This is a genomic window from Spongorhabdus nitratireducens (genome assembly GCA_947387575.1).
Classification (GTDB): domain Bacteria; phylum Pseudomonadota; class Gammaproteobacteria; order Pseudomonadales; family Endozoicomonadaceae; genus CANDOC01.
Map to the genome: position 1 here is coordinate 1 of CANDOC010000005.1, position 15530 is coordinate 15530.

The 15530-nt window shown below is 50.8% G+C and carries 9 protein-coding genes and 1 pseudogene; 9 read left to right on the plus strand and 1 reads right to left on the minus strand.

Translation table 11 applies throughout. The features are described from left to right. The 9 genes and pseudogenes from ACYZZ0_RS10270 to ACYZZ0_RS10310 all read left to right on the plus strand — a co-directional run. Positions 1 to 2340, plus strand: a pseudogene (locus ACYZZ0_RS10270) (hypothetical protein); the annotation flags it as partial. A 107-nt stretch (positions 2341 to 2447) separates the two neighbouring features. Then, on the plus strand, positions 2448 to 2750 hold the full coding sequence (locus tag ACYZZ0_RS10275) for a DUF3467 domain-containing protein (RefSeq protein WP_461536530.1): 303 nt from the start codon (positions 2448 to 2450) through the stop codon (positions 2748 to 2750). A gap of 112 nt (positions 2751 to 2862) precedes the next feature. After that, entirely contained in the window at positions 2863 to 4710 is a 1848-nt protein-coding gene (locus ACYZZ0_RS10280) for an efflux RND transporter periplasmic adaptor subunit (RefSeq protein ID WP_461536531.1), read from the plus strand. Position 4711: 1 nt separating this feature from the next. Continuing rightward, positions 4712 to 6859, plus strand: a complete 2148-nt coding sequence (locus ACYZZ0_RS10285) for a site-2 protease family protein (RefSeq protein ID WP_461536532.1) — start codon at positions 4712 to 4714, stop codon at positions 6857 to 6859. A gap of 2 nt (positions 6860 to 6861) precedes the next feature. Continuing rightward, positions 6862 to 8871: a preprotein translocase subunit SecA gene (locus ACYZZ0_RS10290; protein ID WP_461536533.1), complete on the plus strand. Its 2010-nt coding sequence runs from the start codon at positions 6862 to 6864 to the stop codon at positions 8869 to 8871. A gap of 16 nt (positions 8872 to 8887) precedes the next feature. Then, entirely contained in the window at positions 8888 to 9721 is an 834-nt protein-coding gene (locus ACYZZ0_RS10295) for an efflux RND transporter periplasmic adaptor subunit (RefSeq protein ID WP_461536534.1), read from the plus strand. Positions 9722 to 9949: 228 nt separating this feature from the next. Beyond that, positions 9950 to 11146 carry an RNA ligase RtcB family protein gene (locus ACYZZ0_RS10300; RefSeq protein ID WP_461536535.1) on the plus strand — a complete coding sequence of 399 codons (1197 nt, stop codon included), beginning with the start codon at positions 9950 to 9952 and terminating at the stop codon, positions 11144 to 11146. Next, on the plus strand, positions 11143 to 11760 hold the full coding sequence (gene prfH, locus ACYZZ0_RS10305) for a peptide chain release factor H (protein WP_461536536.1): 618 nt from the start codon (positions 11143 to 11145) through the stop codon (positions 11758 to 11760). Before ACYZZ0_RS10300 ends, prfH begins: the two co-directional genes overlap by 4 nt. Before the next feature lie 163 nt (positions 11761 to 11923). Next, positions 11924 to 12568, plus strand: a complete 645-nt coding sequence (locus ACYZZ0_RS10310; protein ID WP_461536537.1) for a 1-acyl-sn-glycerol-3-phosphate acyltransferase — start codon at positions 11924 to 11926, stop codon at positions 12566 to 12568. A 2-nt stretch (positions 12569 to 12570) separates the two neighbouring features. Here the strand turns inward: ACYZZ0_RS10310 and ACYZZ0_RS10315 are convergent, their stop codons facing one another. Next, a complete protein-coding gene (locus tag ACYZZ0_RS10315; protein ID WP_461536538.1) occupies positions 12571 to 14994 on the minus strand; it encodes a DNA polymerase II in 2424 nt (807 codons plus the stop codon). Between the last annotated feature and the right edge of the window lie 536 nt (positions 14995 to 15530).

Below are 15530 nucleotides of genomic sequence, written 5' to 3' on the forward strand. Positions count from 1 at the left end.
GACAGTACCGACTTTATTCTCGGCGACAATGGTCAGATGCATTGGCAGGCTGGCCAGCTTGTGCAAGCTGTTTCAACTGATGCCAGCCAGAGCGGTAATGACACCATAAATCTGGGGAATGGCTCCAAGACGGTCATTGCCGGTACTGGTAACGATACGGTTACCAGTGGCCAGCAGGGCACACACCGAGTGATCGGTGATAACGGTGAAATGGTACTGGATGCCGGAGCCCTGCGTACCCTGCGCAGCACTGATGAAGCCGAAGGTGGTGATGACATCATCCGCTTGTCCGGTAATGTTAACCAGGTGATCGGTGGCGCCGGCAGTGATGAAATCACCGTCAGCTCCGGAATCAGCAAGGATCATGTACTGGGCGACAACGGCACCATGCTGTATCGCGGTAATGCCGGTAGTGAGTTCCTGTACAGCATGACCAGTACGCTGAATACCGGCGGTGGGGATGATCGCATTACTCTGGGCAGTGGCGACAAGGTCGTGATTGGCGGTGTTGGCAACGATACCGTTACAACCACGCAAAACAGCCAGGGCACCCGCTATGTATTGGGTGATGAAGGTGAAATTGCTTATGACAGCAACAACATCCTTGAGCGTGCCGTCAGCACCAGCACAGTGGGTGGTGATGACACCCTGGTGTTAGGCGGCCAGAGTAGCAATGATGTCAATGTCGTAATCGGTGGCATCGGGGCTGACAGCATCACAACTGGCACCAGCACCGACTTCGTTATCGGCGATAATGGCCGGATGACCTGGCAAAACGGTCTGGCACAGCAGGTTATTTCAACTGATTCCAGCCAGGGTGACAACGATACTATTACCCTTGGCGATGGTGCCAAGACGGTTATTGCCGGCTTTGGCAGTGACACCGTTACCACCGGTACCGACGGTGACAAAACCCTGCTGGGTGACAACGGTGTTATAACCTACGATGCTGCAGGTCTGAGACAGCGTGTAGCCAGTGATATCAGTACTATAGGTGATGTTGACCGCCTGACCACGGCCGGTGGTGACTCACTGGTAATGGCCGGTGTGGGTGATGATATTGTCGAAACCGGAACCGGCAGAGATGTAATTTTCGGCGACAATGGTGTTGCTGAATATAGTAATGGCCATGCAGTCAGCTACAGAACAACTGATACTACAGTAGCTACTTCAGGTAATGACATTCTGCGGGGTGGCAGTGGCGAAGATCTGATCTTCGGTGGTTTGGGTGCCGAACAAATCTTCGGTGGTGATGGCAGTGACCTGATTCTCGGCGACCTGGGCTTTGCTCTGGCTACCGTGCCTACGGGTAATGAGCTGGCGATTACTGAAGTCAACTCTGAAAACTCAGCCAATGGTGATGCCGATGAAATCCAGGGTGGCGCCGGTGGTGACTCCATTATCGGTGGTGCAGGCGCTGACCTGCTGTCCGGTAATGCCGGAGATGACTTTATTTCAGGTGACGGTGGTCAGGTACTGCTGACAAATGGCGGTCGCACAAGTGTTGAAACCACAGAGCTGTTTATCGGCGGAGCTGACCGGATTGACGGCGGTGCTGATAACGATCTGCTGTTCGGTGGTTTTGGTAATGACTTGTTTGTTGCTGACCTGTCCGAAGACGGTTTGATGGGTGAGTATGGCCGTGCATTGATCTCATCCAACTCTGATCAGTTTGACCAGGGAGTATTTGTTGTTCGTCTGGGACAGGGTGATCTGGATCTGATCGGTCGAACCCAGTTTGATCTCTACAACCAGCAGACTCCGGGTATCGGCTTCAGCACGATTGAGCAGGTGGTTACTACACCGGGAGAGCTGTTCCAGCCAACAGTACAGGCCTTTGATGTCGTTGCTGATGCCGGCAGGGAATCATTCAGTCGTAACAGTGACTCTGCTGTCGTGTCCATTTATGACATTATCGAGAATCTGCCGGGGACCGCAGCCGGAGATGAAAATACACCTCAGGAACCGGAAACTGCACCGGAAGAGCCAAAAGCTCCGGTAGATGCTACGGATGAAAACCGTTGTGAAGGCAATGAGGGGGCGCAGTGTGAGCCGGATCAAAACCCTGAAGAAGCGGCACCGGATGCTGAAGGTCAGGAACCGCTTGAACTGGAGCCCGCAAATGATAATGAGCTTGCAGCCGTTGCCATTGCCGGTTTTGCCGGTTGGAAAGTGGCGGAACGCAAGGGCCGGTCTGCACAAAGCCTGAACCGAAGCACAATGACTTCCGCAACAGCATCACGAAAAGACAGCTGGCTGTGGAATGAAGAAACGCAAACACTGGCTTCTCCTGACCAACCTGTTACGGTTGAATGGGAACAGGCTCTGAATCGCCAGTAATGGCTGCAGAATGTCGTTTCACAAGCCGGTTTGAAACGACATTCGAAGTGTTAGAAGTACTGTTTGTTAGAAGTACGATTAAAAACCGGTAGTAAAGGAGACGGTTTATGTCTGATAAAACCAAAAACGCAGAAACCAAAATCAAGTGGGATGATTCCAAAATGCGCAGCACATATGCCAATGTGTGCAACGTATCCAGCACCCGCGAAGAAATCACCATGCTGTTTGGTCTGAACCAGGCGTGGAATGCTCAACAGAAAGAGCTGACCATTGAGCTGTCTGACCGGATCATTCTGAACCCTCATGCAGCCAAGCGTATGGCGGTGCTGCTGAATAATGTACTGGAACAGTATGAAGAGCGCTTCGGTAACATCCCCGCTGCTGTAGATGAAAAGAAAACCACTGCCTGATAATGCCTGAACGTCAGGAGCCCGGATTATAAAAATATCAGGCTTCTGACGCTTTCTGGCTTGAAGTTGCCAGTGTAATGATAGCCAGTTCAGTTAAAAGTTGACTGGTTTAGTGAAAAAGAATCAGGCAGTAGAAGGTTTGATGCAGCAAGAAGCTCCTGTAGAGCAGTTAAAACAGCTATGGACAGAATTCAGTCAGGCCAACCGGCTGGAACACTACTATCAATCATGGCTGGAACTTCAGGCCGCCAGAGTCGGGGCTGAAGGCGCTTTATTAACCCTTTGCACTGAACAACAGTTGCAGCCGGTAGCAACCTGTCCCGCCGATAATCCTCCCGATCCTGCTCTCCTGTCATTACTGGAAGAAGTGGTTGAAAAAGACAGTGGTCTGGTACAGCCACAGGCATCCGGAATATTCATGCTTGCCCTGCCATTACGGATGGACAGTGAACTGATGGCTGTGATCGCAATGAAAATCCGTTGTGACGCAGCACGGTTGCCCGCGATTATGGAGCAACTGCAATGGGGAGGGGCATGGGTTGAGCTGTTACAGTATCGTGTCCGCAGCGAAGGTCAGGATGATGATATCAAACGCATGTCGACGGCACTGGAGTGTCTGGCTGCGGTAATGGCCGAGCAGCAATTTGATGCGGCAGCCATGGCGTTTGTAAATGAGCTGGCAATTCGTTTCAACTGCCAACGTGTCAGTCTGGGATTCCGCAAGGGTGAATACAGCAAGGTGGTTGCGCTGTCTCATTCGGCAGAGTTCGGCCACAAAATGAATCTGGTGCGCAGTCTGGGGCAGGTTATGGATGAAGCCATTCTGCAACGGACAATGGTGCAGTGGCCACCCCGGGAGAATCAGCAAACCGAATCGCTGGTGCTGCGCGAACACCGGCAACTGGCTAAAGAATATGAAACTGGCACCTTGCTCACTGTGCCTCTTCACTCGGGTGAAGATTATTATGGAGCAGTGATTCTGGAAGCGGCAGGAACAGAATCATTGTCAGCCGCACAGATCGCGCAGGTTCAGAGTGTAACCGCCTTATGCGGGGAGCTGTTACGAGATCGTAAGGAGCGGGACAGGTCAATCTTGAATCAAACCGGATTGGCATTGAAAACCCAGCTGCAACGGTTAATAGGCAAAGGCTACTTCGGTCGTAAGCTGACAGCTGCCGGTTTGCTAATACTTATTGCATTCTTTTCTGTGGCCGAGGGCGACTACCGGATTGCTGCCGACAGCACTTTGGAAGGCACGGTTCGTCGGGCCATTGTCGCTCCCTTTGAAGGTTATATTGAGACGGCTCCGGCAAGGGCTGGTGATCAGGTCAGTGCCGGTGAGCTGCTCAGCCAGATGGATGACCGGGATTTCAGACTGGATCGAATCAGTCTGTTCAGTGAGCAGGCCAAATTAAAACGTCAGTATGAAGAAGCCATGGCCAGAGGCAAGCCGGCTGAAGCCATGGTTATCAAGGCTCAGATCGAGCAGGCGGCCGCCCGGTTAAAGCTGGCTGAAAGCAAGTTGCAACGTACCCGCCTCACCGCACCGTTTGATGGTCTGATTGTCAGTGGTGACCTCAGTCAGCAGCTGGGTGGTGTCGTTGAACAGGGAGAGGTGCTGTTTGAAATTGCGCCGCTGGATTCCTATCGGGTTATTCTCTGGGTTGATGAGCATCAGATCGGCGATATCAGTGACGGTATGCCGGGGCAACTGGTGTTGAATGCGCGCCCTGATGACACTTATCCGCTGAAGGTTTCCAGAATCACTTCCATTACTGAAGCGAAAGATGGCGGAAACTATTTCCGGGTAGAAGCAGCACTGGAAAACGATGACCTTCATCTGCGTCCGGGCATGCAGGGTATTGCCAAGGTTTCTGCCGGTGATGCCAAACTGATCTGGATCTGGACCCGGCCATTGCTGCAGTGGCTTGAGCTGAAAGCCTGGGAATGGTGGCCCTGATATGTCAGGTTCCATGTTCAGTGCCGACTGGTATCGGGTTGCTGATATTCAGCCACAGTTAAGAACCCATGCCAATATTCACCGTCACAGTTTCCGCGGTAAAGTCTGGTATGTGCTGCAGGATGAAGTGTCGGGAAAATTACACCGTTTTTCTCCACAAGCCTACGCCCTGATCGGCTTGATGGACGGTGAATCTACCGTCGATGAAATCTGGCATCGTTCCGGTGAACGACTGGGCGATGATATGCCCTCCCAGGATGAGGTCATCCGCCTGCTGGGAGAGCTGTATCGTGCCGGTGCACTGCAGGCAGGCTCCATGCCGGATATTGAGGAACTGTCTCGACGGTCGCGGGATATCAAAAAAAGAAAGTGGATGGCAATCCTGAAGTCGCCGCTGGCTCTAAAGATTCCCCTGCTCGACCCTGAATCCTTTCTGAACCGCACCCAATGGGTTGCACGTTTGCTGTTTAATCCGTTAACAGGCCTGATCTGGCTGTTATGTGTCGGCTGGGCGCTGGTACAGACAGCGGTTCACTGGGATGCTCTCACCGGCAATCTGGCCGACAGGGTACTGGCGACAGAAAATATGTTGCTGCTGGCAATGATTTATCCGCTGGTCAAACTGGTGCATGAACTGGGGCATGCCTGGGCGATTAAACGCTGGGGTGGTGAAGTACATGAAATGGGTTTGATGTTTCTGATCTTTATCCCGGTACCTTATGTTGATGCCAGCAGCTCTGCAGCATTTCGCAGTAAATATCAACGAATGACGGTAGCGGCGGCAGGCATTCTGACGGAAGCCTTTATCGCCGCACTGGCAATGATACTGTGGGTGAATGCTGAGCCGGGGCTGGCCCGAAGTCTGGCATTCAATATTCTGCTGATCTGTGGTGTTTCCACCCTGTTGTTTAATGGTAATCCGCTGCTGCGGTTTGATGCTTACTATGTGCTGGCCGACTGGCTGGAAATTCCCAATATGGCCGAGCGGGGTAACCGTCAGATTGGTTATCTGGCCCGGCGCTGGTTATTGGGAATAGATACCGAAACATCGCCTGCAGACAGTCGGGGCGAAGCCCGCTGGATGGGCACCTATGCGGTGCTGGCATTTGGCTATCGTATTTTTATTACCCTGACCATTGCCCTGTTTGTAGCCAGTGAACTGTTTTTTATTGGTGTGATGCTGGCATGCTGGTCGCTGTACAACGTTTTTTTCAAGCCATTACTGAATATGCTGCATTTCTTGATTGCTGATCCGGCTATCCGCACCCGGCGATTCCGGGTATGGGGAGCCACTCTTTTAGGCCTTGGTATTCTGGCCTCAATGCTGTTTGTTGTTCCGGTTCCCAAACTTACGGTGGCCCATGGTGTGGTTTCTGCACCGGAAGGTAACCGGGTACTGTCGGGTACCAACGGTTTTTTCACTGAGCTATTGGTAGAACCCGGCAGTTATGTCACGACTGGTACACCACTTATACAACATACCAACCCCGACCTTGATGCCAAGGTAGAAGAAAGCGCTGCCCGGCTGGAAGAGTTGTTTCTGACCTATCAGACCGCTGTCTCCGAAGACCGGCGGGTTGAAGCGCGGGTAATTGCTGAGGAAGTGGAATCTACCCGGGAAGAGCTAAAAAGGGTTCTGGATGAACAGCAACAATTGACGACCCGCAGTCCGGCCAATGGCACCTTTTCAATTGCTTTGCCGGTGGAACCGGAAGGAAGATTTCTGCCCCGTGGCACTTTGCTGGGTTATGTGCTGGAGCCCGGAGAATACCGGGTAACCGTGGCCGTTGATCAGGATGAAGTACAGGATGTGCGTGCCGATGTCCAGGAAGTCAGGGTTCGATTGGCAGAACAGTATGAAACCAGTCTGCCGGCCTCTGTTATAGCGGAGGTACCTGGAGCCCAGAAGGTATTGCCCAGCCCGGCGCTGGGCGTTGAAGGTGGTGGCCTGTTTGCGCTTGATCCCGAGTCCAGGGACAAGCCGAAGGCCTTTGACCCGGTCTTTCTGTTTGATGTTCAGTTATCTCAGGTCCCGGCCCACAGAATAGGGGAGCGAGTCTATGTCCGGTTTGAACACAGCCCCGAGCCGGCAGGAATTCGACTCTATCGTCAGTTTCGACGGGTTATGCTGCGGGAACTGGAGTTCTGACCATGTCGTGGACGGCTACCTGTGCGCCGGCGGATATACGGCATCAGCCTGAAAAACGAAGAGCAACTGAAGGCAAGCTGGATCAGGCTGTGGCCTGGATATCCGGGCGTTTGCCTTTTATTGGCCTGTTACAGTTTGCCCGAAAAAAAGCCTTTCTTCGGGCGGTTCACCGGCATTCTGTGTGTATTCAGAAAACATCAACGCCTGATCTGGTATCTGGTGCTGTTGAGCTTGGTTTGCAGATACGAAGCAAGGGATTTATTGATCCGCTGGTTGCCGAATGCTTTGCCATCATTCGGGAACTCACCGGCCGTGTACTTGAAATGCGCCACTATGACAGTCAGTTGCTGGGCGGCTGGGTGATGGTCAATGGTCGTATTGCCGAGATGCAGACCGGGGAAGGTAAAACCATAACGGCTGCCTTGCCTGCTGTTACTGCGGCGCTGGCAGGAATACCTGTGCATGTGGTGACCGTGAATGATTACCTGACAGCCCGTGATGCTGAATCACTGGTACCGCTCTATCAGTTGTTTAACCTGAGTGTGGGTGTAATTACTCATGAGGTGGAACATGGCAACCGTTGCGAGCAATATCAGTCCGATATTCTTTATATCACCGGTAAAGAACTGGTCTTTGATTACTTGCGGGATCGAATGCAACAGCCCCGTGCCAGCTCTCTGCAGAAACACGCGGCTTACCTGACCGGAAAATCAGTCGAATCCGAGTTGCTGCAACGCGGGTTACACTTTGCCATTGTAGACGAGGCTGACAGTGTATTGATTGATGAATCACGAACACCGCTGATTATTTCCGGCAGTCAGTCCAATGAAGAAGAGCAGACGTTTATTCGGCAAGCCTGGGATCTGGCACAACACCTGAATCAAACTGAACACTTTCAGATTGTTCCCCGAACCAAACAGATCGAATTAACCGAATCGGGACAAAAGCAGCTTGAACAGCAGGTCAAACAGCTGGTGGAATCTCTCGGCGATCAACCGGTGGCTATTTTGTGGCGAGGTTCGGTACGCCGGGAAGAGATTATCAAGAAAGCCCTGAGTGCCCGTTTTCTGTTTGAAAAAGACCGGGATTACCTGATCCGGGAAGGCAAGGTCGAACTGGTTGATCCACTGACCGGACGGGTCATGGAAGGGCGTTCCTGGGAGCGGGGGCTGCATCAGATGGTGGAGCTGAAAGAAGAGTGTGAACTGACTGACCAGCGAACCACACTGATCAAAATGAGCTATCAGCGTTTTTTTCAGCGCTACTTCCATCTGGCCGGCATGACCGGAACAGCAACCGAAGTCTGTCGTGAGCTGTGGGATGTTTATGGTCTGAGAGTCAGCATTGTGGCGCCCAACAGGAAAAACCGCAGACAACACCTGCCGTTTCAGATTTATCCGGATGCCGATAGCCAGTGGCAGGCCATCACTGCCAGTGTCAAACAACAGGTTCAGGCCGGGCGTGCGGTACTAATCGGTACTCATTCTGTGGCCGCATCAGAGCAGGCCAGTCAGGTTCTGCATATAGCCAAAATCTGTCATCAGGTATTGAATGCCCGGCAGGATGAAACCGAAGCCGATATTGTTGCGGCCGCCGGTCAGCCCGGTCGGGTTACCATTGCGACCAATATGGCCGGGCGGGGTACCGATATTAAACTGGCGACATCGGTAAAGGACGCTGGTGGTCTGCATGTAATTCTGACCGAGCATTATGAATCCGGCCGGGTGGATCGTCAGCTGGAAGGTCGTTGTGCCCGTCAGGGTGATCCCGGCAGCTTTGAAATGATCCTGACTACAGAAGAACTGAAGCTCGATTCCTTACCGATAAAAGCCTGCCTGCAAATTATCCGGTTATGTGGCTATTCATCCCTACCGGGCAAATACGCTGCAAAATATATCCTTCGAATGCAACAGAAGCAGACCGAGCAGGATAATTACTTTGCCCGCAAGGCAACATTCAAACATGATACCAGTCAGAGCGATGCACTGGCTTTTGCCGGGCAAAGTGAATAAAAGAGAAATATAAGCAATGTTGTATACGCACACCAAAATGGGGAAGTGGCTGAGAGACAGCAGCCTGATATCAATAGCGCTGGGTATTTTTACTGTTCCGGCAGCAGCCAAAACCCAGGCAGAAATAGAAGCACTGCTGGAAATGAAAACCGGAGAAATCCAGCCAACATTATCGACACCAGTCGCCGGTGATCAGGCGGTTATGGATTGTTTGTTGGTACCCAGTGTTGAGGTTTCTGTCGCCAGCCCGGTAGTCGGGGTGATTCATTCGGTAGAAGTGCGAGAAGGGGATTATGTTCGCAAGGGGCAGCCTCTGATCAGACTTCATTCCGAAGTTGAACAGGCATCACTGGCCCTGAAAAAGGCCCAGACCGAGTTCGGTAAAAGAACCATCAGCCGGAATGAAGAGCTATACCGGCGCAATTTGATCTCGGAGCAGGAGAAGGACGAGATAGAAATCAATAACCGGATTTTTGCGCTGGAAATGGCCCAGATTCAGGCTCAGATTGATCAGAAAACAATCCGTTCCTCCATCAGTGGTATCGTGACTGAGAAGCTGCTGGATCAGGGGGAGTATGTGGGTGAAGACCCGATTATGACTGTAACCCGCCTCAATCCATTGCATGTTGAGTTGGTGCTGCCAGCCAGCCTGTTTGGCTCGGTTCAGAAAGGCAATGAAATCAGTGTCATTCTGGCTGATCCGGTGGGAGGCCATCATGAAGCCAGGGTTGATACGGTTGACGCTGTGATTGATGCCGCGTCGTCAACCTTCGGAGTTCGTCTGGTACTGGATAATCCTGAAAATCGGATACCTGCCGGATTGAAGTGTCAGGCTGATATGAAGCTGTAAACGTAAATTTGTCTGCAAAAGATTGGAACAGGTTGTTTGCTTTTCATAAGGGCCTTGTTTAGTATTCCTGTTCCAGTTTCACCATTTCATTAGCAATGCAAAGGAGGATAAAAAAATGACGTTCAACAATTCCTTTGCAGGCTCAGCCGCGTACTCGTAACAGTCACCCGGCCATCAGGCCTGCCAATTCCAGTTTTATTTCTCTGAACCTTTCTCAGGAATTGGTTAATGGACAATTGTGTTCAGGCTTTATCATTAAAAGCCAATCTTGTTGCGTCTTCCTCCAGCTGGATTGAAGGCAAGGCCATTCAACAACTGCTGACGACAGCTGAACTCGAAGACATGATTCGGGTATCCGGTATGCCGGATTTGCATCCGGGGCGTGGATATCCGGTTGGCGCAGCATTTTTTACTTCACAAAGAATTTATCCGGCGCTGGTCGGAAATGATATCGGCTGTGGAATTGGGCTATGGCAGACCTCGCTGAAAACTGCCAAATACCGTCCGGAAAAACTTGCAGCAAAACTACAGCATGCAAACCTTGAAACGCCCCTTGATGAGCAGTGGCAGGATCGGGTCAGTGCTGGCAAGAATGAGAAGGAAATCAAGACTGCTGGATTTGATGCGGCATTGGGTTCCATTGGCGGTGGTAATCATTTTGCCGAATTCCAGCAGCTTGATGAGATTTACGATCGGGAGCAATGCCATCTGGCCGGCATTGACTCAGGACGCCTGCAGCTGCTGGTTCATTCGGGCTCACGTGGGCTGGGGCAGCATATTCTGCAACAGCATGACACCTGCTTTGGGCATCAGGGGTTGGTGCAGGATACTCCGGAATTTAATGACTATGTAAGTCAGCATGACGAAGCTGTGCGTTGGGCCGAGCTAAACAGGGAGCTGATTGCAGAACGCTTTCTGCAGGCCGTTCGGAGTGATGGATCATGCCTGCTGGATGTAACCCATAACCTTGTGACCGCTGAAACTGTTGAAGGAGAAGCGGGCTGGTTGCACCGCAAGGGCGCGACACCGGCTACTCAGGGACTGGTAATGATTCCCGGCTCCCGTGGTGATTTCAGCTATCTGGTACAACCCGTTGTTTCGGAAATTTCGCTGTATTCTCTTGCCCATGGTGCAGGACGGAAATGGGCGAGGGGAGATTGCCGCAACCGGTTAACGGGTAAATATCAGCAGAGTGAGTTATATAAAACCCGCTTTGGCAGTCAGGTTGTCTGTGCGGATAAAACCCTGTTGTACGACGAAGCGCCGGAAGCCTACAAGAAATGTGACGATGTTATTCGTGATCTCGAGACTGCAGGGCTTATTCGTCCAGTTGCCCGGTTTAAACCTGTTGTGACTTATAAAACAGGTAATGCAGGTAGAGCTGGAAAGGCCAGGAAGCCAACCAGACACGGAGGTGAAGGATGATTATTCTGCAGTTATCTGCCGGGCAGGGACCGGAGGAATGTGCCAGAGCCGTTGCGCTCGGCCTGCGCCGGCTGGAAGCCGAAGCCCACTCAAAACAGGTCAGGGTAAAGATTATTGAGAGCCAGCAGGGAGCACGTTCAGGTACTTATAAATCGGTATTGGTTGCGCTGGAAGGCGAAGGCAGTCATTCGCTTGCACAACAATGGACCGGCAGTTTTCTATGGATCTGTCCCAGTCCTTATCGACCGGCTCACAGGCGTAAAAACTGGTTTTTTGGCGGGGAGTGTTATGAGGTGTCTTCGCAGGAAGTCAGTCATGAGATTCGCTATAAAACCTGCCGGGCGTCCGGTGCGGGTGGTCAGCATGTGAATAAAACCGACAGTGCTGTCCAGGCGACACATATCGAGACAGGTTTGAGTGTCAGGGTTGAGTCCGAGCGCAGTCAGCATGCCAACAAGCGGCTGGCTACAGCACTGTTGCTGCACAAGCTGGAACAGCAGGGCCATGAACAGGATGCCAGAAACCGCAATGTCCGCAGACAACAACACTGGGAGCTGGAGCGTGGTAATCCGCGACGGACTTTTCATGGTCCAAGCTTTAAAGCTGAAAAATGAGTTTTGAAACGTAAGGTAAATATACTCAGGCGCTTTAAAACCTGTTCTTTTGTACAATATCAAGCATCTTCCCTGGAAGGTGCTTGATATTCAGGCAACAGATTTGAGTTGCCTCACTGATAATATGGACCCTGCTAGTCAAAGGAATAGTAAAACAAGGAATATGAGTCAGGATCGAAAACAGACAGAACACGCCTTTTTCCACAACAACTTTGTAGCGAAAAACGGGTTCAAGGAAGCCATTGGTCGACTGGTTTTATGGTTGATGGGAGGCTGGAAAGTCGTTGGCAGTATTCCGCGAATCAATAAATGCGTCATTATTGTTGCCCACCATACGTCTAACTGGGATTTTGTGGTGGCTATTGCTGCCAAACTGATCCTGCGCCTGCGGATACGCTTCTTTGCCAAACACTCCTTATTCGTTCCACCTCTTGGCTGGTTGATGAAAGGGTTCGGAGGCATTGCGATCAAGCGTGACGAAAAGATGAACCGTGTCGAACATTCCGCCCAGGTTATTCGGGAGTCGGATAATTTTGTGTTGGTGATTACACCGGAAGGGACCCGCTCCAAAGTCAGTAAGTGGAAGACAGGTTTCTACCATATTGCGCTCAAGGCCGGTGTGCCGGTTTTACCGGTTGCCCTTGATTTTGAAAACCGCCAGGTCGTGATCGGGGAGCCTATCAGCCTGAGTGGTAACCAGGATCAGGACTTTACAGATATGCATCGTTTCTTCCTCGCTCACAAGCCCCGTCATCCCGAGCTGGGATGTAACGGACCTTTTGAAGCAGAAGATCCCAAGGCAAACTGACCTCAGAATAGTCCCAGCTGGCCATCAATCAGCTGGTCAAAGTCCAGATCGGCAAATGGTAGAATGGCATCTGCAACCGGTTTGAGTTGTTTGTCGATATAATGTTGATAGTCGGCAGGGCTGGAACAGTGTTCGACGGCTTCCGGCCCGTTCACTGTAATGATATAGCTGATCCAGCCCTTGTTCTGATAACGCAGGGGCTTGCCTGCCTGCTGATTCAACTCATCTGCACGACGGGCAGCACGGACATGGGGCGGGATATTTTTTACATACTGATCCAGCCTCTGGCGAAGCCTTTTACGATAGATCAGCTGATTATCCTTTTGTCCTGCCAGTGTCTGTTGCACCGTTTCACGCACCAGAGCTTCAGGTGACTGATCTGCAAACACCTGCTGATACAGAGATGTTTGAAAGCTCTTGGCAAGTAATGTCCAGTCGGAACGTACCGTTTCCAATCCCTTGAAAACCAGTGTTTCTCCTTTGGCATCAACTTTAAGCCCTGCATAGCGCTTTTTACTGCCGGTTTCAGAGCCCCTGATGGTTGGCATTAGAAAACGACTGTAGTGAGTTTCATATTCCAGCTCAAGATGACATTCCAGCTGATATTCTTTCTGTAAGGTTTCTTCCCAGCGCCGGTTTATATCCGCTGCCAGTGCGGTTCCAATACAGTCGGCCTGATTATGATCAAGCTCCTTGTTGAGTAATACAAAGGTTGAGTCAGTATCGCCGTAGATAACCTTATGTCCGGCCTGCTCAATCCATTGTGCAGTCTGTTTCATAATGTCATGACCACGCATGGTAATAGAACTGGCCAGACGGGGATCATAAAAACGACAACCACCGGATCCCAGTACACCATAGAATGAATTCATCAGGATCTTGATCGCCTGGGAGCAGGCACTGTCACCCAGCTGTTTGGCTTTATCCCGCTGCTGCCAGAGGGAGGAAATAATATCCGGCAGAAAATGCTGGTCTCTGGAAAAGACAGCACCGCGATAACCGGGAATACTGTCATCGGATTGCTTAAGCCCTTCAATCAGGCCCATAGGGTCAATTTTAAAGGTGCGGATAATCGACGGGTAAAGGCTTTTGAAATCCAGAACCAGTACATTGTGATAAAGCCCCGGAAAGGAATCCATCACATAACCGCCGGGAGACGTTAGGCCACCGCTTTGGGGCAGGTTGGGCGCGATATAACCGGCACGGTGCAGCTTGGGCAGATAGAGATTGGTAAAAGCCTGAACAGATCCTCCCTGACGATCCAGTTCCAGTCCGGTCAGCTGGCTGCGTAGTCGTAGAAAATCGAGCAAATGAGTATGCTCAAAAATATCGGAAACAAGACGGCAGTCTTCGATATTGTATTTAGCCAGCTTCTGCTTGTTATGGTGGAAGTCATGTGTGATGGCTTCCATGCGATTGTCCACATCTTCGGTTGCTTTGCCCCGGTTCAGCAACACCTGCGATACATGCTCCAGACTGAAACTGTCAAAGTGCCAGGTGGCAGCTTTCAGGGCATCAATACCATCAATCACCATTCTGCCGGGCAGAGTGATAAAACCCTGTTCACTCTCATCTCTCCGGTCACGCCAGTGGGCTTCCTGTTGTCCCCGTCCCAGTAATAATTTGATGCCGCGATGTTTAGCTCTTTTTACCAGCAGTCGGAAGTCAAAATTAATCACATTCCAGCCAATGATAATATCCGGATCCAGCTGGGTGATACGGTCGACCAGTGACTGTAGCAGTTGCTTTTCGCCCTGCACCCAGTGAATGTCACAATTAATATCATCCCTTTCCGGCTCGGGATCGCCAATCATCAATACTTCAGCTGTATCGGGTCCGTGCAGACCAATAGAGTAGAGCGATCCCTGCTCAGAGCATTCTATATCCAGCGAGATAACCTTGAATGACGGAGTGAAACTGTCAGGGCGTACTCTGACCTGCCGGTACTCGATATAGCCCTGGTGCTGCTCAATAGTTTCTGCAGTAAAGCTCAGGCCACCTGTAATAAACCGCTCCATCAGAAAACGGTCATGTAGCCGAATATCTGACTCATAACAGGTAATGCTGGACGTCTTTAATATGTTGGCAGCATTCCGGGCATGTCTGATGGTGTCAAAGTACAGTGCTGTTACTTGTTGCTGGTCAAAAGTTTGCAGCTCTAGTGATCTGTGATAAACGGGGATGGCTGACTGCTTCAGAAGCTTTGCAGCTTTGGTCAGGTTGCTGGTGGCAATAAAAAACACCGGCCGTTCCTGTTCAATCACCAGTCTGGCAGGTTGGTGAGCAGTCATAACCCACAGCACAATTTTTGTATAGCTCTGATCTGTAGAACTCTTATCTTTAAAGTCCTGATTTATATTGTGCTTGCAGTCATAGCTATGACGACTGAGGAGAAATCCATTCTCGATAATCGGGCTGGTGTTCAAACAGGCTCCGTAAAAGTGCTTTGGGAGTGATCAGATTATTCTAAATGATCATGATATTGACCTGAAAGATGACACACAAAAGGTAACTGTCAGCAAGTGAATTTTTTCTGGAAAAAGGTTTGACGGACGTCATTTTTTAAATGATAATAATTCTCATTAAGGCTTGGTTGAGAAGTTACTCAACACCCTGAATAGAGGAAAAAGGAACAAGCCTGGGTTGTAGGTCTGTTTATCGTTTAAAGCTTCACGGCGAGGTACAAATCGGATTTGTAGTGAATCGGTGCAGGGAAGCACTACCTTTAACGTATTTTGTGCTGTCATTTTGATCCGTTAACGCTTAACCGGTAGCGATGTACAAACAGGATTTTTGTACTGAGGCCGCAAGGAAGCGGAACCACATTTCCGCGTTTTCCGAGTAGTGGTTAGTCAGGTCCGGGCCCCATCTTCTGATCTGGTTAACCAAAAGGCTGGTCATCACCCGTGACCAGCCTTATTTTTTTGTGGCTGAAAATAAAAAAGGAGGATATTTCCTCCCC

Coding starts and splice junctions, on each gene's coding strand:
- ACYZZ0_RS10295 (WP_461536534.1), top strand. CDS start 8,888: ATGTTGTATACGCACACCAAAATGGGGAAGTGGCTGAGAGACAGCAGC.
- ACYZZ0_RS10300 (WP_461536535.1), top strand. CDS start 9,950: ATGGACAATTGTGTTCAGGCTTTATCATTAAAAGCCAATCTTGTTGCG.
- ACYZZ0_RS10290 (WP_461536533.1), top strand. CDS start 6,862: ATGTCGTGGACGGCTACCTGTGCGCCGGCGGATATACGGCATCAGCCT.
- ACYZZ0_RS10310 (WP_461536537.1), top strand. CDS start 11,924: ATGAGTCAGGATCGAAAACAGACAGAACACGCCTTTTTCCACAACAAC.
- prfH (WP_461536536.1), top strand. CDS start 11,143: ATGATTATTCTGCAGTTATCTGCCGGGCAGGGACCGGAGGAATGTGCC.
- ACYZZ0_RS10275 (WP_461536530.1), top strand. CDS start 2,448: ATGTCTGATAAAACCAAAAACGCAGAAACCAAAATCAAGTGGGATGAT.
- ACYZZ0_RS10285 (WP_461536532.1), top strand. CDS start 4,712: ATGTCAGGTTCCATGTTCAGTGCCGACTGGTATCGGGTTGCTGATATT.